This window comes from Leucobacter triazinivorans (assembly GCF_004208635.1).
Lineage (GTDB): Bacteria > Actinomycetota > Actinomycetes > Actinomycetales > Microbacteriaceae > Leucobacter > Leucobacter triazinivorans.
In genome coordinates this window covers 2,039,555-2,058,921 of sequence record NZ_CP035806.1, presented here as the reverse complement: position 1 = coordinate 2,058,921, position 19,367 = coordinate 2,039,555, and the positions used below count along the sequence as shown (strand labels likewise).

Sequence of the window (19,367 nt, the reverse complement as noted above, 5' to 3'; positions counted from 1 at the left end):
CAGAAGGACAACCCCCTGCATCACGCCCCAGATTGCGACGGAAGTCAAGCCGGCAGTTGCGATCTTTTCCCATTTGCTCATATCAGCACTTCACTTCCACTGGTACGGCCGGCAGGCCCGTGGCCCAGGTCTGGCTCAACTGAATGCACTTACCACGAGAGGCTACGCCCTTTGCCCAGTCCCTGCCTAGGGCAGAAAGGACGAATCCGGCAGCTCCACATGCAACAGCGCCTGGCGCGTTTGCAATGAGCCCGCAGGCGACTGTGAGTGCGCCAGCGTTGCTGGAGGCTGCTGCAATCTTCTTTGTCTCTGCTTTAGTGAATTTGATACCGATTCCCCACCAGTAGACGTTGATGGAGGGATCTGCCACAATCGGGTACGCGTCGCCCGACGAGTGCGCCACAACTTGCGTCAAGGTCGTTCCCTTGACCTCGTACCAGGTCTCTATTGATGCGCCGTTCGCGTCTTTCGCCCAGGCCGGATCGATGCTGCTGAGCGCATATCCGTCTTTGTCGGAGATGAGGATCGAGCCATCATCATTCTGAGTGATCGTTGCACCGTCCGGTATTGCAAGCTCGTAGTCGTACCGAGTGGGTGCCCCGGGGCCTTCGATGATCGTGTTGATCTGCACGCCACCGTCGTCCTTCAAGACGCTCGCAGTCTGAGATCCGTTTCCGTTGTCGAATGCCACCATGCCGTCGATGACTGTGGGGATCTGCTCGGCATCTTCTGCGAAAGGAAGCGACACCGTGAGGGCACCTTCGTTGGATTCGAACTCGATGCCGTCGCTGGCATCCGTTGGGATGGAGGTGGACACTTCGTTCACCACGAGTTCGATGCCCTCAGGTCCTGTGTCTGGGGCTGCGACTGAAATCAGGGTTTCCGGAGCGATTTCCTCAAGTACCACTTCGGGCGACATATCTGCGGTGACGAGCTCGGCCGCATAGACAGCACTCGTGGACATGGTCGTCGCAGCAACAGTTACGGCAGCGAAGAACGTCAGCGCTGTAGGACGAATAGGAGATCTTTGCGTCATTGCTATCTCTATCCTGAGTCTATCCAATATAAAAGTGGATTGAAAGCTATCAGTAGATCAGGAATTCACCCAAGCCCTTGACTGAAGGAAAAGTCAATTGACGAATCTCTACAGCCCGGCCCTCCTTCGCGGGAGGAGATGGCCGGGCTGCTTGCGTGTTGTCGTCCTGGGCCGTCATCACGATTCCAAGGGTTCAGTGGTCTTACGCGGTCAGCGACCGGAGGACGGACTGCGCGGTGTGCTGGTCGTGCCGGATAGTTGTTGTCAGTGCGCAGTGCGCGATGACGGCTTGTACGGTGCCACTGAGCGTGCGGAGGCGTTTGTTGTCGCCGGACTGCTGCGGGAGCGCGGAGAATCGAGTTTGAGGTTTCAACCTCGATCCTGGACACCCTCGACCTGCGCTCGAGACAGGCGCGCAGCCGCTCAACCCTTGGAATCAATCATCGAGGGTCGGCTCGCGCGAACCCGCATGCGCCGCGAGGGCCGCTACGCGGCCGCGGCGGTGCGGCAGCGCTCGCAGAGGCCGAACAGATCCACGACGTGCTCGATCTCGGAGAAGCCGTGCTCGGCGCCCACCCGCTGCGTCCACTCCTCGACGACCGCGGCCGAGAGTTCGCGCGTGTCGCCGCAGGTGCGGCAGATGAGGTGATGGTGGTGGCCGGGCATGATGCACGACCGGAACAGGTTCTCGCCCTCCGGCGACTGGAGCGAGTCGGCCTCACCGGACTCAGCGAGCCCGGCCAGCGCCCGATAGACCGTCGCCAGACCGATCGTCGACCCGCCGTCGCGCAGCGCCTGGTGCAGCTGCTGGGCGCTCACGAAGCCGCGGTGCTCGGCGAGCGCCGCCCGCACCGCCTCGCGCTGCCACGTGTTCCGCTTCGGCTGCACCTTCGGCTCCATCACGCACCTCCCGACGATTCTCACTCCACCGTAGCGAAGTTCTGGGCCGAGGGGCGTCGGGTTCGCTGCAGGCATGCGCGCACGCCGAGCGCCAAGAGGAACATCGCCGTGATCACGAGCCCCACCGACCCGCCGGCGGCGACGCCGAACTCGCGCGAGATCCAGAGTCCGACGAGGCCCCCGGCGATCCCGATGACAGCCGCCACGGGGGGAATCCACTCGAGACGGGAGACGAGCACCCGCGCGGTCGCGGCCGGCCCGATCAGCACCGCGACGCCCAGGATCGCGCCGACCGCCGGCATCGCCACCACCACGGCGGCGGCGACCACCGCGGTCACCACGAACTCGACGGACCAGGCACGATACCCGGCCGCGGCGTAGCCGACCGGGTCGAAGGTGTGGAACAGGATCCGGCGCCACGAGAGCACGAGCACCGCGAGCACCACGACGAGCACGACGGCCGTCGCCGTGACGTCGCCGACGGTGACGCCCAGCGGCGAGCCGACGAGCAGCGCCTCGACGGGCACGCCGAGCCCCGGGTTGAGGCTCGCGAGCAGTGCGCCCAGCGCGAAGCCGAACGACAGCACCACGCCGCTCGTCACCTGGCGGCCCTGCCCCGGGATCCGGCTCAGCAGCGTCATCATCAGCACGAGCACCAGGGCGAAGAGCGCCTGGCCGAGCAGCAGGTTCCACCCGGCGATCGCGAACACCACGCCGCCCGGGAACGTGGCGTGGCTGAGGGCGACCGCGAAGAACGACCGGCGGCGCAGCACGATCAGCGTGCCGGCCAGGCCGGAGATGAGGCCGAGCAGGACCAGCTCGAGTGCGGCGAGCGCGAAGTAGCTCATGCCGCCGCCTCCGATGCGCTCCGACGCGCGGAGGACAGCCGGAACGCCGTCACGCGGACGAGCGCGGCCAGCACGTAGAGCCCCACGAGCAGCAGCACCACCACGGCGCCGGGAGACACCGTCGCCCCGGCCCCCACCGACCACTCGAACGACAGCCACAGGCCGAGAGCACCGGCGAGCAGCGGCAGGAGGATCGCGATCGGGATCAGCAGTGCGAAGCTCCGGGTGAACAGCCGCGCAGCGGCCATGGGCACGGTGAGCAGCGCGATGACCATGAGCACGCCGAGCGCCTGCACGCCGGCGACCACGAGCAGCGCGACGGCGATGCCGAGGGAGAGATCCGCGGCCAGGGGGCGGAAGCCCGCGGCCTCGGCACCCGCGGCGTCGAAGGCTCGGAAGAGCTGCGCCCGCCAGGTGCTCACGACGATGAGGATCGCGGCCGCTGCGACGACGAGGATCTGCCACACCTGGGCCTCGGTGACCGTGAGCAGGCGGCCGAAGAGCAGCTCCTGCATCTGCGAGACGTAGCCCTCCTGGCGCGACACCAGCACCACGCCGAGGCTGAACAGGCCCGTCAGCACGACGGCGATCGCGGCGTCGGCGCCGATCCCGCCCCGCCGCTCGATCACCGTGAACAGCACGGCGGCCAGCAGCGCTGCAACCGCGGCCCCCGGCAGCACGGCGGCGGTGCCGCCGATGGCCGCGCCCACGACGAGTCCGGGGAACACGGCGTGCACGAGCCCGTCGCTCACAAACTCGAGCTCCCGGAAGCTGATGAACAGCCCCACCACCCCGGCGGCGACCGCGAGGATCGCGACGGTGAGCAGCGCCCGCGACATGAACGGCAGCGCGAAGATCTCCAGAGGGCTGAACGCGGCGACGAGCGACCCGGAGCCGAGAACGGCCGGATCGACCGCTCCGAATGCCGCCGCGGCGTCGAACGCCGCAGCTCCGACGCCCGCGATCACACCTCCGTCTCCCGGGTGGTGGTCACCGTGTGCTGGTCGAGCTCGACGGTGGTGTCCTGGAACGCGTGCTGCACCGCATCGAGGGTGAGCGCCTCGTCGAGCGGGCCGAACGCCGCAGGGTGCCCGGGCTCGCCGGGGCGGTGCCCGGAGGCGAGGAGCAGCACATGCGTGCACGCCTGCTGGGCGATCTCGAGGTCGTGCGTCGAGACGAGCACGGTGCGACCCTCGTCGCGCAGCTCGCGCACGAGGTGCAGCAGCGCCTCGCGGTTCTCGCGGTCGAGCCCGTTGAACGGCTCGTCGAGCAGCAGCAGTCGAGGGTTCGCGACGAGGGCACGGGCGAGGATCCCGCGCTGCTGCTGCCCGCCCGAGAGCTCGCCGAAGCGCCGCCCGGCGAACTCCCTCAGCCCGACGCGATCGAGAGAGCCGTCGACCGCGGCGCGTCCCGCACGGCCGATCGGCCGCAGCGCCCCGCGCGAGCGGTAGAGGCCCATCGTGACGACCTGCCGCAGGGTCACGGGCAGCGAGGCGTCGCGTGTGTCGGCCTGGGGCAACGACCCGACGCCGCGTCTGGCCCGATCGGGGGAGGTGCCGAGCACCCGGATGCTTCCCGCGGTGAGCTCCGCGAGCCCGAGAACGCCCCGCAACAGCGTCGACTTGCCGGATCCGTTCGGTCCGATCAGGGCCACGGCTGCGCCCTCGGGCACCTCGAGCGTCAGGGAGCGCACGCGCGTCTCCCCGGCGTAGCCGAACGCGGCATCGCTCATCGAGAGAGCGATGCCGCGAGGGTCGGATGCGGCGAACGTCATCCCTGCAGCGTATCGGGTACGGGGTCCACCTCGGCACCCCAGGCGTCGAGGATCACGCGCGTGTTGTGCAGCGTCGCTCCGATGTACGTCTCGCCGTCGCTGCCCGGGGCGCCGAGCGAGTCGGCGTAGAGGGACTCCGCATCGACCACCTGCACGCCCGCCTCGTCGGCGATGGTGCGCGCCAGCTTGGGGCTCATCGACGACTCCACGAAGACGGCCGTGACGCCGTGCTCCCGGATCGACGCGACGAGGGCGTCGATGTCTGCGGCGCTCGGCTCGGCGTTGTCCTCGAAGCTCGGCAGGATCGACCCCGCGAACTCGATGCCGTAGTCATGGAGGTAGTAGCGCAGGGAGTCGTGGCCGCTCACCAGCACCCGGTCGGCGGCGGGCACCCGCTCGTACTGCTCCGAGATCCAGGCGTCGAGCGCGTCGAGCTGCGCGAGGTAGGCGTCGGCGCGCTCGGTGTACCCGTCGGCGTGCGCGGGATCGATGCGGGCGAGATCGCCCGCGATCATTGAGACCATCCCCTCGGCATTGCGCGGCGAGGTCCAGATGTGCGGATTCACGCTGCCGTGATCGTGATCGTGATCGTGCTCGTCCTCGGCGTGGTCGTGATCCGCGTGGTCGTCCTCGGCCGCGTGCTCCTCGGCCGCGTGCTCCTCCTCGGCGTGGTCGTGGTCGTGCGCCTCGCCGCCCTCAGCGGTGATGGCCTCGGCCTCCGCGAGGTCGATGCCCTCGCTCGCGGTGATGATCTCGCCGTCGAAGCCCGAGGCCTCGACCGCGGAGTCGACGAAGGTCTCGAGGCCCGCGCCGTTCACGATGAGCACATCGGCCTCTCCCAGCGCGAGCAGATCGGCGGGGGTCGGATCGAAGTGGTGGGCCGATCCACCGGGAGCGAGCAATCCGGTGAGCTCGATGTCGTCGCCGCCGATCTGCTGCGCGAAGTCGGTGAGCTGCGTGGTGGTCGTCACCACGCGCAAGCGGTCCGAGTCCGACTCGGCGGCGGCGCTTCCCCCGCTGCTGCACGAGCTCAGCACGAGCGCGGCGGCGAGCGCAGCGCCTCCGAGCGCGGCGAGACGGAGCGGATGACGGGAGTGAGCGGTGCGCGACATGTCCAACCTTCTAATGAGAACCAGTATCACTATAGCGAGCGATGAGAACGATTCGCAACACGGGCCCGAGAGCATCCTCCAGGCTTCTCTCATGGACAGCCCTCCTCACCGCATCGGGCCGGCCCTCACGATGGCGGCCCCGATCCTCGCAGCGGCGCTTCCCGCCTCGCTCGCCCCGTTCCACATGCGCGCGCCCGGCACCGAGGCGGAGTTCCGTCACCGTTTGCACACGACCCGCGGGGCGTACTGACGGGCTCCCCTCCTCGCGCGTCAGGAGTTGCGCCCATTTCTCACGTTTGGTGACAACTACTGACGCGCGAAGAGCGGGAGTCGAGTTCGCAGCTCGGCCGCGGGCATAGGCTCGGGGTATGAGCCGATCCTCCGCGAACCCCTCCGTCCCCGAGAGCGCCGTCGCGCTGCGCGACGCGCTGCGCCGCGGGGAGGTCTCGGCGAGGGAGGCCGTCGAGCACTTCCTGGCGCGGATCGCCGACCGCAGCGATCTCGGCGCCTTCGTCGCAGTGACGGCCGAGCAGGCCCTCGCAGAGGCCGACGCCGCCGACGAACGCTTCGCGGCGCTGAGCGAGGACGAGCGCGCTGCGCTGCCGCCCCTGCACGGCCTGCCGATCGCCCACAAGGATCTGGTCGATGTGACCGGCGCGCCCACGACGATGGGCAGCGCCGCGCTGCCGCACCCGGTCGCCGAGCGCGACCACCCCGGAGTGGCGGTGCTGCGCGCCGCGGGCGCGGTGTCGCTCGGCAAGACGCAGGTGCCCGAGCTCGGCCTCAACGCGTACTCGGAGAACCTGATCGCCGCTCCCGCCCGCAATCCCCTCGACCCCGAGCGCACGGCGGGCGGATCGTCGGGCGGCAGCGCGGCCGCGGTGGCGGCGGGCCTGCTGCCGGTCGCGCCGGGGAGCGACGGCGGCGGCTCGATCCGTATCCCGAGCCTCGCCTGCGGGCTCATCGGCCTGAAACCCGGGCTCGGCGCCGTGCCCACCGACCTGGAGCACGGACCGGTCGACGACTTCGGGGCCCCGCGACTGCCCGTCACCGGGCCCATCGCCCGCAGCGCCGAGGACGCGGCGCTGCTCTTCGACGCGATGGCGGGCAGCCCGGGGACGGCACTCGCCGCCGTTCGCGCTGCCGATGGGCTGCGCGATCTGCGCATCGGGGTGAGTGCGGCCTCGCCGTTCGAGACCGTGCACCCGATCCCGCTCTGGCCCGGCGCCCGGCTCGCCTGGGAGACAGCGGCAGAGCGGCTCGCCGCGGCCGGGCACCGGGTCGAAGCGGCGGGCCTGCGCTACGACCCGCGCTACGCCGAGGCCTTCGGCACCGGCTGGATGGCGGGCCTGTCGCTGCTGGAGCTGGCCGAGGGGGCGCAGGAGCGGTTGATCCCCTACACCCGCGTGTTCCGCGAGCGTGCGCTGGCCCGGTCGCGCGACGCGCACCTCGAGGCCGCCTCGGCGCTGCAGGAGATCGCGGCGGATCTGCGCCGGCAGTGGGGCGCCTACGACGTGGTGCTCACGCCGGGGCTGACGATGCCCCCGCCGCGCGTCGGCGCGTTCCTCGCGCTCGACCCCGACGACGACTATCGCCTGCAGTGCGAGTGGGCGGCGTACACCTCGATGGTCAACGTCTCCGGCCTGCCGGCGATCGCCGTGCCGATCCTCGACGTGCCGAACCCGACCGGATCCGGCACCCTCTCGATGGGGGCGCAGCTGATCGGCCGCGCGGGATCGGAGGCGCAGCTGCTGCAGCTCGCCGCGCAGCTCACGCGCGCGACGAGCTGAGCACCGCTGCCGGACCGGCGCCTGAGGCGCTCACTCCTGCGGCCGTCTGCTCTGCGTGCGCATGATCTCGTGCAGGATCTCGAACTCGCCGTCCGCGACCGCCGCGTAGTAGTGCGGAGCGAGATGCGCGCCCGCCTCGGGCACCGCTGCCCCGTCGCGGTAGCCCAGATATGCGCCGCCCGCCCGGCGCACGATGAGGGACGCCGCCGCCACGTCCCAGGGGTGCGTCTCGAAGGAGACCGTGGCGTCGATCCACCCCGCCGCCACCCAGCACAGGGCGATGCAGGTGCTGCCGAGCCCGCGCACCTGCGCGAAGCGGCGCGTCACCCGCGCGTACTGCTCGAGCGCCAGCTCGGGGAAGTGCACCAGGTCGCGCGCCAGCGGGAAGTTGAGCGCCACGGTGGCCCGCTCCGGCGCGGTGGCGCCTCGCCCCTGCAACGGCTCATCGCCGAGGAACGCCCCGCGGTCATCGGCCCAGAACAGCTGGTCGCTCACCGGGTCGTAGACGACCCCGGCGACGAGCTCCCCGTCGCGCGCGACGCCGATGCTCACCGCCCACATCGCGATCCCGCGCGCGAAGTTGGCCGTGCCGTCGATCGGATCGACGTACCAGGTGAGCGATCCCGCGCCCGTGCTGGTGCCGCCCTCCTCGCCCACGATGGTCGACTCCGGGTACGCCGCGAGGATCATCTCCCGGATGCGCTGCTCGCAGGCCCGATCGAAGTCGGTCACGGGGTCGTGCAGGTCGGTCTTCACCTCGACCCGCAGATCCGCGGAGCGAAACCCGCGGAGCGCGATCGCTCCGGCCGCGCGCGCGGCAGCGATCGCCACCTCGGTGACGCGGCGGGACTCGGCGGTGCTCTCGGCGGTGCGCTCCGCGGTGCTCGCGGCAGCCGCCCCTCGCTCGGGAATCGGCACGGGATCCTCACTCTCGTTCGCGCCGACGTCTCAGCGCACTCTCTAGGTTACAAAGAATGATCCATGTAAGGTCGTAGAGGCTGCGTCGACCGTTGCTCCGGTCGAACGAGCGGATCCCGCGCTGATCGAGCGAGGCGGAGCCGAGTCGAGATCACTGAGTGCAGGGTTTCGACTCGCTTCGCTCGCTCGATCGGCGGAACACCGGCCCAGATGGGCCGAACATCGAGAGAGAAGTGGTGCGATGACGGTGAAGGTTGCCCTGGCGGGTGTCGGGAATTGCGTGAGCTCGCTCGTGCAGGGCGTCGAGTACTATCGCGACGCCGCTGACGACGACCAGGTGCCCGGCCTCATGCACGTGCGGCTCGGCGGCTACCACGTCTCTGACCTCGAGTTCGTCGCGGCATTCGAGGTCGACGCCGACAAGGTCGGCAAGGACCTGAGCGAGGCGATCTGGGCCGGTCCCAACAACACCATCGCGTTCTCGGACGTGCCCGAGCTCGGCGTGACCGTGCAGCGCGGCCCCACGCTCGACGGCCTCGGCGAGTACTACCGCGACGAGGTCGTGGAGTCGTCGGCCGAGCCGGTCGACGTGGTGCAGGCGCTGCGCGACTCGGGCGCCGAGGTGCTCGCCTGCTACCTGCCCGTCGGCAGCGAGCAGGCCGCGAAGTTCTACGCGCAGGCGGCGCTCGAGGCCGGCGTCGCCTTCGTCAACGCGATCCCCGTGTTCATCGCGAGCGACCCCGAGTGGGCGGCGAAGTTCGTGGATGCCGGCCTGCCGATCGTGGGCGACGACATCAAGAGCCAGGTCGGCGCCACCATCACCCATCGTGTGCTCGCGCACCTCATGGAGAGCCGCGGTATCGCCCTCGACCACACCTACCAGCTCAACGTCGGCGGCAACATGGACTTCAAGAACATGCTGGAGCGCAGCCGCCTGAAGTCGAAGAAGATCTCGAAGACCCAGGCCGTGACCTCGAACATCGAGGCCGACCTGCCCGAGGAGGACGTGCACGTCGGCCCGAGCGACCACGTGCCGTGGCTGACCGACCGCAAGTTCGCGTTCGTGCGCCTCGAGGGCCGCGGATTCGGCGATGTGCCCATGAGCCTCGAGTACAAGCTCGAGGTCTGGGACTCGCCCAACTCGGCCGGCACCATGATCGATGCGATCCGCTGCGCGAAGGTGGCGAAGGATCTCGGCCACGCCGGCCCCGTCGAAGCCGCCTCGGCCTACTTCATGAAGTCACCCGCGGTGCAGAAGGCCGATCACATCGCCCGCGAGGAGCTCGAGGAGTTCCTCGCGACCGCGTAGGCCGGCGGCCGGGGCCTACTGGTCGTAGGCCCCGGGCACGTTCTGATCCCAGTCGATGATCGATCCGGTGACGACGCCGCTGCGATCGCTCAGCAGGAAGACCACGGCGTCGGCGATCTCGTCCGGCTGCCCGAGCCTGCCCATCGGCTGCGCGGCGGCGGCCCGTTCGAGCCAGTCGTCGTCGGCGTCGTGGAAGGTGCGCTGGGTGGCGGCCTCGCCGGGCGTCGCAGTCCATCCGATGTTGAGGCCGTTGATGCGGACCCGGTCGAAGCGGTGGGCGAAGGCGACGTTGCGCGTGAGGCCCGCGAGGCCGGCCTTCGACGCCGTGTAGGGCGCGAGGTACGGCTGGCCGCCGTGCATCGACATCGAGATGATGTTGACGATCGTGCCGGGCGCACCCCGTCGGCGCATGTCGGCGACCGCCGCCTGCATCGTCATGAAGGGCGCGACGAGGTTCACCGCGAGGTGCACGTCGAGCAGCTCGCGCGTGGTGTCGAGCAGTGTGCCGCGGCTCGTCGCTCCCGCAGCGTTGACGAGGCTGTCGATGCGGCCGAAGCGCGCGATCGTCTCGGCCACCGCGCGCTCGGCCTCGCCCGGCGCTGCCAGGTCGGCGACGATCGCCAGCGCCTCTGCGCCGTGAGCCGCGCCACGCTCCCGGATCGCCGCCGCCGCTCGCTCGGCCTTCTCGGGATCACGCCCGACGATCGCGATGCCCGTCGCGCACTCGCGCGCCGCGGCCTCGGCGATCGCGAGCCCCAGGCCCTGCGTACCGCCGGTCACGAGCAGGATCCTGCCCTTCATCAACTGCTGCATGTCGCGTCCTTTCAGTAGTGGTCGTCATTCTGCCTGAGCCTGCGAGTCGCGGGGTCTCCGGTGCTGGATCCTGCGACTCGCTGCGCTCGCGCAGGATGACGGAGGGTGGCGCTCGATCAGCGGGGGCTCCTCGCTCAGCCGGCGAGGCGCCCGGGCCGCACGGGCAGACCGCCCGCCGCGTACACCGCGTCGATCAGCGCCATCGTGCGGCGGGATCGCGCCCGCCCCTCAGTTGAGCGCTCACCGCCGCGCACCGCGTCCCGAAGGCGCCGCAGCTGGTAGACGTACGACGAGACGGTGCCGGCCCGCTCCTCACGATCCTCGACGCCCGCACCCGTGGTCGTGCGCACGATCAGCCGGTCGTCCTCCTGCGGCTTCACGAAGTTCGGCAGGCGCACCTCGCCGAGGCTGCCGAAGACCCGCAGACCGAAGTTCCAGTCGGGGCTCACCATGCTGGTGTGCATCGTGACCGGGGCGCTCCCGAGGGCCAGTCGGGCACGCACCGTCGCGTCGACGCGGGCATCGCCCTCGTACGGATCGACTTCGGCCGAGACCAGTTCGACCGGCGCCCCGACGGCGTCGCCGAGCAGCAGCAAGCCGTTGAGCGCGTAGCAGCCCAGGTCCATCATGGTGCCGCCGGCGAGATCGAAGTTCCAGCGCGGATCGCTCGCCGACGGCGACGGCATGTCCATGTGCACATCGACCTCGCGGATCTCGCCGATCTCACCGCGTCGCACGAGATCGATGAGCCGGTGCACCGCGGGATGATCGGCGTAGTGGAAGGCCTCCCAGGCCCACCCCCGGGCCGACTCGAGGCGTGCGGCGACCCGGTCGAACTCCGCGAGATTCGCGGCGAACGGCTTCTCCACGAGCACCGAGCGGCCGGCGTCGAGCGCGCGCACCGTCCACTCGGCGTGCAGGCCGTTGGGCAGGCCGATGTAGATCAGGTCGAGGGAGTCATCGGCGACGAGCGCCTCGTAGCTCTCGCGGATCCCCTCGTAGCCGTGCTCACGGGCGTAGGCGCGGGCGCGTTCGGGATCCCGCGCCGCGACGGCGGCCCGGATGTCGCCGGTCTCCCCGCTCGCCTCCGTGATCGCGAGCTCGGCGATCCTCGACGCCCCCAGCAGCCCGATGCGCAGCGGGGCGCTCATACCGCGACCGCCGTGCTTCCGGCACCGGCCCCGACGGCCGCCCTGATGAAGGCCGCGCTGCGCCGCGCGTTGTCGAGCGCTCGCGCCGCATCCTCCTCGTTCTCCACGACCGTGTCCTGCTCCAGCACGTACCAGCCGTCGTACCCTGCCTCGCGCAGCGCCTCGACGATCTCCCCGATGCGGGCGTCGCCGGCGCCGAGCGCCTGATACATGCCGCGGCGCACGCCCTCGCGGTAGTCGATCTCTCCCGCGCGCACGCGGGCCGCGACGTCGAGGCTCACGTCCTTGAGGTGGGCGTGCACGATACGAGCGGCGTGCTGCCGCACGAAGGCGACCGGATCGCCGCCGCCGAGCGTGTAGTGGCCGGTGTCGAGGCAGAGGCCGATGCGGGATCCCGCGACCACGCGCGCCACGGCCTCGGGGGTCTCCACCACGGTACCGAGGTGCGGGTGCAGCGTCGCGACGACGCCCACCCGAGCGGCGGCGTCGAGCGCGCGGTCGAGGTTCTCGAGCAGCGCCCGCCACTCCGCCTCGCTCAGCTCCGCCGCGCCGTCGTAGCCGTCCTCGCCCGTCACCGCGGAGAGCACCATGGTGCCCGCACCGGCCGCCACGTACGCCTCGAGCTCGCGCTTGATCGCTGGCAGCGGATCCTCGTCGCTGCCGGGCTCGGCGGATCGGTGCAGCACCACCGGGAAGAAGCCGCCGACGGCGCGCAGGCCCGCCTCGGCGAGCGCCTCGGCCCGCTCGGCCGGGGCGTCGGGCAGGAACCCCTCGGGCCCGAATTCGGTCGCCTCGATGCCGAGGCCGACCATCTCCGAGAGCACCCGCTCACGGTCGAGCTGCAACCCCCAGTCGGGGACCTCGATGACCCCCCAGCTGATGGGGGCGGATGCGATACGGGCGTTCATGGGGACTCCTTCGTCGGTGTTCGTCGATGTTCGTCGGTGTGGTGCGTCCCCGCCGGTTGAGCGGAGCGCCAGCGGAGTCGCAACCCGGTACGCGGGATCCGGGTTGCGACTCCTCGCGAGCTCGTCGCTCAACCGGCGAGGGTTGGGCCGTGCTCACCCCGGACGGCGGCGGTCGTGCCGGCGACGGGCGCGCTCCGCTCCCAGCTGCGGGCCTCGGCCGAGCGCTCGGCGGCGGTGACCACCTGGGCAGCCGAGACTGCGTCCTGGATGTTCGAGTTGAGGTGCTCGCGACCGAGCACGGCCTGGAGGAACTTCCTCGCCTCGATCACCTTGAGGTCGTCGTAGCCCATCGAGGTGCCGGCGCCGGGCTGGAAGCGGCCGAAGTCGCCCATGCCCGGGTGCGCCATGACGCGGGTGTAGCCCTGGTTCTCCGTGCCGAGGCCGCCCGAGAGGTGCAGCTCGTTCATGCGCTCGAAGTCCCAGTACGCGGATCCCTCGGTGCCGTATATCTCGATGCCGTAGCTGGCGCGCGGCCCCACCGCGACGCGGGAGGCCTCGAGCGTGCCGACCGCGTCGGCGGCCACCGCATCGCCCGAGAGGCGCACGAGCATGGCGGCGTAGTCCTCGTTCTCGACGGGCTTCATCTCGACATCTGCGTCGTCCTCGATCACGGCGAAGTGCGTGCCGGTGCCCATCGGCAGCTCGGGGCGCTCGGTGTAGACGGTCGAGGTCAGCGCGCTGACCTCGGCGATGGGGCCGAGCGTGTACTGCACGAGGTCGACCAGGTGGCCCATGAGGTCGCCCAGCACGCCGTTGCCCGCGAGACCGCGCACGAAGCGCCACGACAGCGCGCCACGCGGGTCGGAGGAGTAGTCGGCGAACATCTGCCCGCGCACGTTGGTGATGCGGCCGAGCTCGCCCTCGGCGATGAGCTTGCGCAGGTGCTCGACCGCGGGCGCGTGGCGGTAGTTGAAGCCGATCGCGGTGACGACGCCGGCCTCGGCGGCCGCGTCGGCGACGGCGCGGGTCTCGTGCTCGCCGCGGCCCACGGGCTTCTCGATCCAGAAGTGCTTGCCGGCCTTCGCGGCGGCGATGCCGATCTCGGCGTGCAGGAAGTTGGGTGCGCAGATGGAGACGACGTCGACCTCGGGGTCGTTCAGCACCTCGCGGTAGTCGGCGGAGGCGCGTTCGTAGCCGAGCACCTCGACGGCCTCCTCGGCGCGGGCCGGCGCGGGATCGGCGGCGTGCGCCAGCCGGGGCGTGATCTTGAGGTCCGGGTAGACGTACCGCAGGTTCGCGTAGGCACGGCTGTGCAGCTGCCCCATCCAGCCCACGCTGATGAGGCCCACGCCGATCGTGGTGGTGCCGTCTTCGTTCGTCTGCATGATGATATTTCTCTCAGTCGAGGTGCTGCGCACCGTGCTTCATCGCGGTTCTGACTTCATTATGGACCGGTCCAAATTGTAAGGACAAGGCCCGTGGATGTCAATACGCGCACGGGCGAGGCGCGCACACCGGCGCGAACCCCGCGGCTCAGATCCCCTTCTCGTCCTGAATGGCGTTGCCGCCGTCGACCACGAGTACCTGCCCGGTGACATAGGAGGCGCCCGGCGAGGCGAGGAACTCGATCACGGCGGCCACCTCGTCGGGCGTGCCGGAGCGCCCCATCGGGGTCGCGTCGCCCATCCGGTTCTCGTGCTCGGTGGCGGAGCCGGTCCTGATCCAGCCCGGGGCGACGGCGTTGGCCGTGGTACCCTTCGCGGCCAGGTCGACGGCGAGGGACCGCGTGAGCCCGACGAGCCCGGCTTTCGCCGCATGGTAGGCGACGTCGCCGCGGTAGGCGAGCAGCGGACCCGACACCGACGATACGGTGACGATGCGCCCGTGCTCCGCCGCCGTGAGGTGGGGCAGAGCGCATCGGGAGACCAGGTAGGCCGTTGTCAGATTGCGAGCGATCGCGTGGTCCCAGCCCGCCCGGTCGAGATCGGAGGCGGGGGCGGGATCCTGCGGATCGGAGACCGAGGTCATGCCCGCGTTGTTCACGAGCACGTCGAGACGCCCGAAGCCGTCGATCGCGGCGCCCACCAGGCGCTCAGCACCCGCCTCCTCCGTGAGATCAGCGACGACCGGGATCGCCCGGGGCGCGCCGTCCCCGGCACGCGATCCCACTGTGCGCGATCCGGCCGCTGCGCGCTCCAGCTCTTCCGCGCGGGCGAGGATCCGGGCGCTCGTGGCCCCCACGACGACGCGGTACCCGGCACGCACGAGCCGCATCGCCGTCGCGAACCCGATCCCGTCGGGAGCGCCCGCGCCCGAGATCACCGCTACTCGTTCCGCCGCTGCCGCCATGGCTCAAGCCTAGAGGCGCCTCCCGGAGATGACCAGCCGGGCGCGACCGGGGTCGGGCTGCCGGGAATCGGAGACCGGACACGAGCAAGGGGCGCCGCACCCCCGACGGTGCAGCGCCCCTGACGGCCGCCGGCAGCTGCTGCCGGCTATTTGCCCTCGGTCTCCGGGAGATCTCGGATGTTGACGGCCTCCGTGACGGGCACGTGGCCGACCCCCGCGGCGGTGTCCTCCTCGATCTCGTCGCGGATGACCCGCACCTCGTCGGTGCTCGTGCCGACCTGACGCAGTTCGTGCACCAGCTGCTCGAGCTCGGCGCCGCCGGCCATGAGGCCGGTCAGCTCCTCGAGCGAGATCTCCGACTTCTCGTGGTAGCCGATGCTCTGGCCGCGCTTGAGCAGCAGGAAGCGGTCGCCCACCGGGTAGGCGTGGTGCGGATTGTGCGTGATGAAGATCACACCGAGGCCGCGATCCCGAGCCTGGATGATGTAGCGCAGCACCACACCCGACTGCTTCACGCCCAGGGCCGCGGTCGGCTCGTCGAGGATCAGCACCTTCGCGCCGAAGTACACAGCGCGCGCGATGGCCACGCACTGGCGCTCGCCGCCCGAGAGGGTGCCGATGGGCTGATCCACGTCGCGCAGATCGATGCCCATGTCGAGCAGCTCCTTCTTCGCCGTCTCCCGCATGAATTCGACGTCGAGCCGCCGGAACGGGCCCCAGCCCGTGGAGACCTCGGAGCCCAGGAAGAAGTTGCGCCACACCGGCATGAGCGGCGCGACGGCGAGGTCCTGGTACACCGTCGCGATCCCCCGGTTGAGCGCCTCGCGCGGCGAGGTGAACTTCACCTCCTGGCCGTCGACGAGGTAGGCGCCCTCGGTGTTCTGGTGCAGGCCGGCGATGATCTTGATGAGCGTCGACTTGCCGGCGCCGTTGTCGCCGAGCACGCACGTCACCTCGCCCGGGCTCACCTCCAGGCTCACGTCGCGCAGGGCGATGATGTTGCCGTAGCGCTTGCCCGCGGCGCGCAGCTCGACGAGCGGCGCGGCGGCCGCGGGGCTCGCGGCTTCCCTGGTGTTCATTTCTTGCCTCCCTTGCCCGCGCGGCGCTGCAGGGTGAAGTTCAGCACGGTGGCCCCGAGGAGCATCGCGCCGAGGAAGAACTTCAGCCAGTCGGGGTTCCACTCCGCGTACACGACGCCCTTCAGCGCCATGCCGTAGATGAGGGCGCCGATCGCGCCGCCGATCGCGCTGCCGTAGCCGCCGGTCATGAGACAGCCGCCGACCACCGCGGCGATGATGTAGAGGAATTCGTTGCCGATTCCCTCGCCCGACTGCACCGTCTTGAAGGCGAACAGCTGATGCATGCCCAGCAGCCACGCGCAGAAGCTCACGCCCATGTAGAGGCCGATCTTGGTCCACACCACCGGCACGCCGACCGCGCGGGCCGCGTCCGGTGCACCGCCGCTCGAGAAGATCCAGTTGCCCGTCCTCGTGCGCTGCAGGATCCAGGTCGCGACGATCACGAGCAGGATCCAGTAGAACACCGTGATCTTCACGTTGACGCCGAACACCGGGATGTCGGAGGCGAAGACGGCCGCTGCCGACTCGAAGCCCGGCCAGCGCTCGATCGAGGGGGCGGCGACCCCGCCCGTGATCGCGCGGGTGACACCGAGATTGAGGCCGGTCACCATGAAGAACGTCGCCAGCGTGATGATGAAGCTCGAGAGCTTCGTCTTGGTGAGCAGCCAGCCGTTCACGAATCCGAGGATCAACGAGGTGACGAGGCCGATGATCACCCCGAACCAGACGTTGCCGCCGAACCAGTACAGGAACAGCGACGCCGACAGCGCCGAGAAGATCACGCCGACGCCGGCGGAGAGGTCGACCTCTCCGCCGATCATGAGCAGCGAGACGCCGACGGCCATGATGCCGACGGTCGAGGCGCCGTACAGGATCGTGGCGATCGACTCGGGCCGGGTGAACTGGGGCGCGACCACGGCGAACATGATCGCGAGGACGAGCGCCGCGGCGGTGGCGCCGGCCTCCGGCTTGGTGAAGAACCGCGTGAAGAGGTTGCCGGAGGCCAGGCGCTCGTCTGCCTTGGAGACAGTTGCTGTAGACATCAATCAGTCTTTCGGGCGACCTGTATCACTCGAACTGCGCCGAGACGCTGTCGGCGTTGTCGGCGTTGACCACGGCCGGGCCGGTCAGGACGGCCTGGCCTCCGCCGAGCACGTAGCCCCCCTGGTTGAACAGGCGCACCGCCTCGACGCTGGAGTAGCCCTGCAGGAAGGGCTGCTGGTCGATGCCGAAGAGAATCGACCCGTCGTTGATGGCGTTGTAGACGTCGGCATTGAGGTCGGTGGTTGCGAGCACGGCGCTCGAGCCGGCGTCGGCGATGGCGTCCTGAGCGGTCAGCGCGAAGGGGGCGCCGAGCGTGAGCACACCGTCGATGTCCGAGTTGGTCTGCAGCTTCGAGGTGATGGTCGAGGCGACGTTGGTCATGTCGGTGCCCTGCACGTACAGCACCTCGGAAGAGCCGCTGAACGTGTCGGCCAGACCCTCGCAGCGGGACTCGAGGCCTACGTGGCCCTGCTCCTGGATCACGCAGACGACCTTGCTCAGACCCGCCTCGTTGAACTGCTCACCGGCGGCCTGACCGGCGATGAACTCGTTCTGACCGAAGTGGGCGAGCACGCCCATCTCCTTGAACTGCTCCTCGCCCGCGTTGATGCTGAAGACCGGGATGCCGGCTTCGACGGCCTTCTTGACCTCGCCGGACATCGCGTCGGCCTTCGCCAGCGTCACGACGATGCCGTCGACGCCCTGGTCCACCGCCTGCTGCACCAGCTGCGCCTGGCGGGCACCATCGGGATCCGAGCTGTAGAGCAGATCGACGTTGTTCTTGTCCGCAGCGTCTTCCGCACCTGCACGGATCGTGTCCCAGAAGGTGTCGCCCGGAGCGGCGTGGGTGACGAGTGCGACCTTCAGCGGCTCGAGATCGGAGCTGCCGCCCTCTTCGCCGCCGGCCGCGCCGCCCCCGGCACCCGCGGGAGAACCGCACGCGGCGAGCAGCAGCGCCCCCGTGGCTGCGACACCGGCAAGACCGAGCTTGCCCCAACGACCCTTACGTGACTTCAACATCGCTTCACTCCATCGTGTAATTGAACTAATGTCGTTACAAAGCTTGCGCTCGGTTTTACAGTACCGTAACTTTCGCCCCGAGGCGACACCTACGGTAAAGGTTCGATAACGACCTCGCCGAAACGGTCCCGGCGTCCCGCGAAACATCCTGGCAAACTTGGACCGGTCCAAATCATCACACGGGCATCTCGCCCCTGTCAAGGACGCCCGCTCCTGTGCGGGACGCGGCAGCACCGCCGAGGACACGGCACTCCGGCAGCAGCCGCACCGCCCACCGACCCCGAAGGAGCCCCATGACCGCCGAGCCTCGACTGCTGGCCACCTGCTGGACCACTGCGGGCACCGCCAAACCCGGGGGCGAGTCCCCGCGCAGCCCCCTCACCGTCGCCGCGCGCATCGCCGCACTGGCCACCGAGGCCCGCGAGCACGGCACGCGGGTGGCCTCGTCGCGCGGAGTGCTCGGCGATACGCCTCTCAGGCCGAGCGATCGACGGCCGCGATCACCGTCGCGAGCTCGTCCCGCAGCGCCATGAGACGCTCGACGGGCAGGCCGAGTTGCTCGACCACGGCGGGCGGCACCGAGAGCGCCTGCTCCCGCAGGGCGCGCCCGGCCTCGGTCGGCACGATGCAGAAGGTGCGCTCGTCACCCTCCGCCGGGGTGCGCTCGACGAGGCCGGAGTGCTCGAGCCTCTTGATGATCGGCGAGAGCGTCGCGGGATCGAGGCGCAGCATGTCGGCGATCTCGCCGAAGCGCAGCGGAGCGTCGCCCCAGAGGGCGAGCATGACGAGGTACTGGGGGTGGGTCAGGCCGAGCGGCTCCAGGATCGGCCGGTAGATGCCGATCACGCTCCGGCTGGCGACGGCGAGCGCGAAGCACACCTGTCGGTCGAGTTCGAGGGCGTCTTCCGGGAACTGCTCCATCTCTCGATGCTATCTCGTTTGTGCACGAACAAGTGTGATAGTTTTCGTTTGTGCGCAAACGAAAACGGCGGCTCTGGCACGAGAGCCCCTACGACGGCCGACCCGGGTTCTACGCCGCCATGCAGCGGTTCTTCTATCAGTTCGAGGGGACCTCGCAGCTCGGAGATCCGAACGAACCGCCCTACGTGCCTCCGGTCGACCCGCGCTGCCCGGTGTGCGGAGCACAGATGGCAGAGCATCGGATCGACCGCGGCGGGCCGGGGAAGGCGACCCACCTCAACTGCCCGCCGCCCGCGCCGCGGGCCTGAGCGCCGAGCCGCTCGGGTTTCGATACTTCGGCTCGGCTTCGCCTCGCTCAGCACGGCGCTCAGCACGGCGCTCAGCACGGCGCTCGT

Annotated in this window: 20 protein-coding genes; 4 read left to right on the top strand and 16 right to left on the bottom strand. The window is 70.0% G+C overall.

Annotated elements, in window-relative coordinates; translation table 11 throughout:
- Nucleotides 1-82: 82 nt before the first annotated feature.
- From EVS81_RS09385 to EVS81_RS09360, 6 genes are all read right to left on the bottom strand, one after another.
- Nucleotides 83-1,036, bottom strand: a complete 954-nt coding sequence (locus tag EVS81_RS09385; protein WP_130110160.1) for a hypothetical protein — start codon at nt 1,034-1,036, stop codon at nt 83-85.
- Nucleotides 1,037-1,522: 486 nt separating this feature from the next.
- On the bottom strand, nt 1,523-1,936 hold the full coding sequence (locus tag EVS81_RS09380) for a Fur family transcriptional regulator (RefSeq protein WP_165384232.1): 414 nt from the start codon (nt 1,934-1,936) through the stop codon (nt 1,523-1,525).
- Nucleotides 1,937-1,956: 20 nt separating this feature from the next.
- On the bottom strand, nt 1,957-2,784 hold the full coding sequence (locus EVS81_RS09375) for a metal ABC transporter permease (RefSeq protein ID WP_130110159.1): 828 nt from the start codon (nt 2,782-2,784) through the stop codon (nt 1,957-1,959).
- On the bottom strand, nt 2,781-3,752 hold the full coding sequence (locus EVS81_RS09370) for a metal ABC transporter permease (protein WP_240739793.1): 972 nt from the start codon (nt 3,750-3,752) through the stop codon (nt 2,781-2,783). Before EVS81_RS09370 ends, EVS81_RS09375 begins: the two co-directional genes overlap by 4 nt.
- Nucleotides 3,749-4,558, bottom strand: coding sequence for a metal ABC transporter ATP-binding protein (locus tag EVS81_RS09365; RefSeq protein WP_130110158.1), 810 nt, complete (start codon nt 4,556-4,558; stop codon nt 3,749-3,751). The genes EVS81_RS09370 and EVS81_RS09365 overlap by 4 nt, the downstream gene beginning before the upstream one ends.
- Nucleotides 4,555-5,670, bottom strand: a complete 1,116-nt coding sequence (locus EVS81_RS09360; RefSeq protein ID WP_130110157.1) for a metal ABC transporter substrate-binding protein — start codon at nt 5,668-5,670, stop codon at nt 4,555-4,557. Before EVS81_RS09360 ends, EVS81_RS09365 begins: the two co-directional genes overlap by 4 nt.
- Before the next feature lie 91 nt (nt 5,671-5,761).
- Between EVS81_RS09360 and EVS81_RS15810 the strand changes: the two genes are divergently transcribed.
- Both EVS81_RS15810 and EVS81_RS09355 read left to right on the top strand, forming a co-directional pair.
- On the top strand, nt 5,762-5,920 hold the full coding sequence (locus tag EVS81_RS15810; RefSeq protein ID WP_165384231.1) for a hypothetical protein: 159 nt from the start codon (nt 5,762-5,764) through the stop codon (nt 5,918-5,920).
- A gap of 118 nt (nt 5,921-6,038) precedes the next feature.
- Complete coding sequence (locus EVS81_RS09355; RefSeq protein ID WP_130110156.1) at nt 6,039-7,460, top strand: amidase; 1,422 nt, start codon at nt 6,039-6,041, stop codon at nt 7,458-7,460.
- Between the two features lie 30 nt (nt 7,461-7,490).
- On the opposite strand, the gene EVS81_RS09350 is transcribed toward EVS81_RS09355, so the two are convergent.
- Nucleotides 7,491-8,378, bottom strand: coding sequence for an inositol monophosphatase family protein (locus EVS81_RS09350; protein ID WP_130110155.1), 888 nt, complete (start codon nt 8,376-8,378; stop codon nt 7,491-7,493).
- 241 nt (nt 8,379-8,619) lie between these two features.
- On the opposite strand from EVS81_RS09350, the gene EVS81_RS09345 reads away from it, so the two are divergent.
- The gene (locus tag EVS81_RS09345) at nt 8,620-9,687 is read left to right on the top strand and encodes an inositol-3-phosphate synthase (RefSeq protein WP_130110154.1); all 1,068 of its coding nucleotides are present in this window, start codon (nt 8,620-8,622) and stop codon (nt 9,685-9,687) included.
- A gap of 15 nt (nt 9,688-9,702) precedes the next feature.
- Here EVS81_RS09345 and EVS81_RS09340 read toward each other — a convergent pair whose 3' ends face one another.
- From EVS81_RS09340 to EVS81_RS09300, 9 genes are all read right to left on the bottom strand, one after another.
- Nucleotides 9,703-10,500 (bottom strand): SDR family oxidoreductase, encoded by a 798-nt coding sequence (locus EVS81_RS09340; protein ID WP_130110153.1) that lies wholly within the window; start codon nt 10,498-10,500, stop codon nt 9,703-9,705.
- Nucleotides 10,501-10,634: 134 nt separating this feature from the next.
- Nucleotides 10,635-11,651: a Gfo/Idh/MocA family protein gene (locus tag EVS81_RS09335; protein WP_130110152.1), complete on the bottom strand. Its 1,017-nt coding sequence runs from the start codon at nt 11,649-11,651 to the stop codon at nt 10,635-10,637.
- Nucleotides 11,648-12,559 (bottom strand): sugar phosphate isomerase/epimerase family protein, encoded by a 912-nt coding sequence (locus tag EVS81_RS09330; RefSeq protein WP_130110151.1) that lies wholly within the window; start codon nt 12,557-12,559, stop codon nt 11,648-11,650. Before EVS81_RS09330 ends, EVS81_RS09335 begins: the two co-directional genes overlap by 4 nt.
- Nucleotides 12,560-12,687: 128 nt before the next feature.
- Nucleotides 12,688-13,944, bottom strand: a complete 1,257-nt coding sequence (locus EVS81_RS09325) for a Gfo/Idh/MocA family protein (RefSeq protein WP_130110150.1) — start codon at nt 13,942-13,944, stop codon at nt 12,688-12,690.
- 148 nt (nt 13,945-14,092) lie between these two features.
- The gene (locus EVS81_RS09320; RefSeq protein WP_130110149.1) at nt 14,093-14,908 is read right to left on the bottom strand and encodes an SDR family NAD(P)-dependent oxidoreductase; all 816 of its coding nucleotides are present in this window, start codon (nt 14,906-14,908) and stop codon (nt 14,093-14,095) included.
- 146 nt (nt 14,909-15,054) lie between these two features.
- Nucleotides 15,055-15,987 carry an ATP-binding cassette domain-containing protein gene (locus tag EVS81_RS09315; protein ID WP_130110148.1) on the bottom strand — a complete coding sequence of 311 codons (933 nt, stop codon included), beginning with the start codon at nt 15,985-15,987 and terminating at the stop codon, nt 15,055-15,057.
- Nucleotides 15,984-17,030 carry an ABC transporter permease gene (locus EVS81_RS09310; protein ID WP_130110147.1) on the bottom strand — a complete coding sequence of 349 codons (1,047 nt, stop codon included), beginning with the start codon at nt 17,028-17,030 and terminating at the stop codon, nt 15,984-15,986. Before EVS81_RS09310 ends, EVS81_RS09315 begins: the two co-directional genes overlap by 4 nt.
- 25 nt (nt 17,031-17,055) lie before the next feature.
- Nucleotides 17,056-18,051 carry a substrate-binding domain-containing protein gene (locus tag EVS81_RS09305; RefSeq protein WP_130110146.1) on the bottom strand — a complete coding sequence of 332 codons (996 nt, stop codon included), beginning with the start codon at nt 18,049-18,051 and terminating at the stop codon, nt 17,056-17,058.
- A 474-nt stretch (nt 18,052-18,525) separates the two neighbouring features.
- Nucleotides 18,526-18,972 (bottom strand): MarR family winged helix-turn-helix transcriptional regulator, encoded by a 447-nt coding sequence (locus EVS81_RS09300; RefSeq protein ID WP_130110145.1) that lies wholly within the window; start codon nt 18,970-18,972, stop codon nt 18,526-18,528.
- A 50-nt stretch (nt 18,973-19,022) separates the two neighbouring features.
- Between EVS81_RS09300 and EVS81_RS09295 the strand changes: the two genes are divergently transcribed.
- Complete coding sequence (locus EVS81_RS09295) at nt 19,023-19,280, top strand: hypothetical protein (protein WP_130110144.1); 258 nt, start codon at nt 19,023-19,025, stop codon at nt 19,278-19,280.
- The last annotated feature ends 87 nt before the right edge of the window (nt 19,281-19,367 follow it).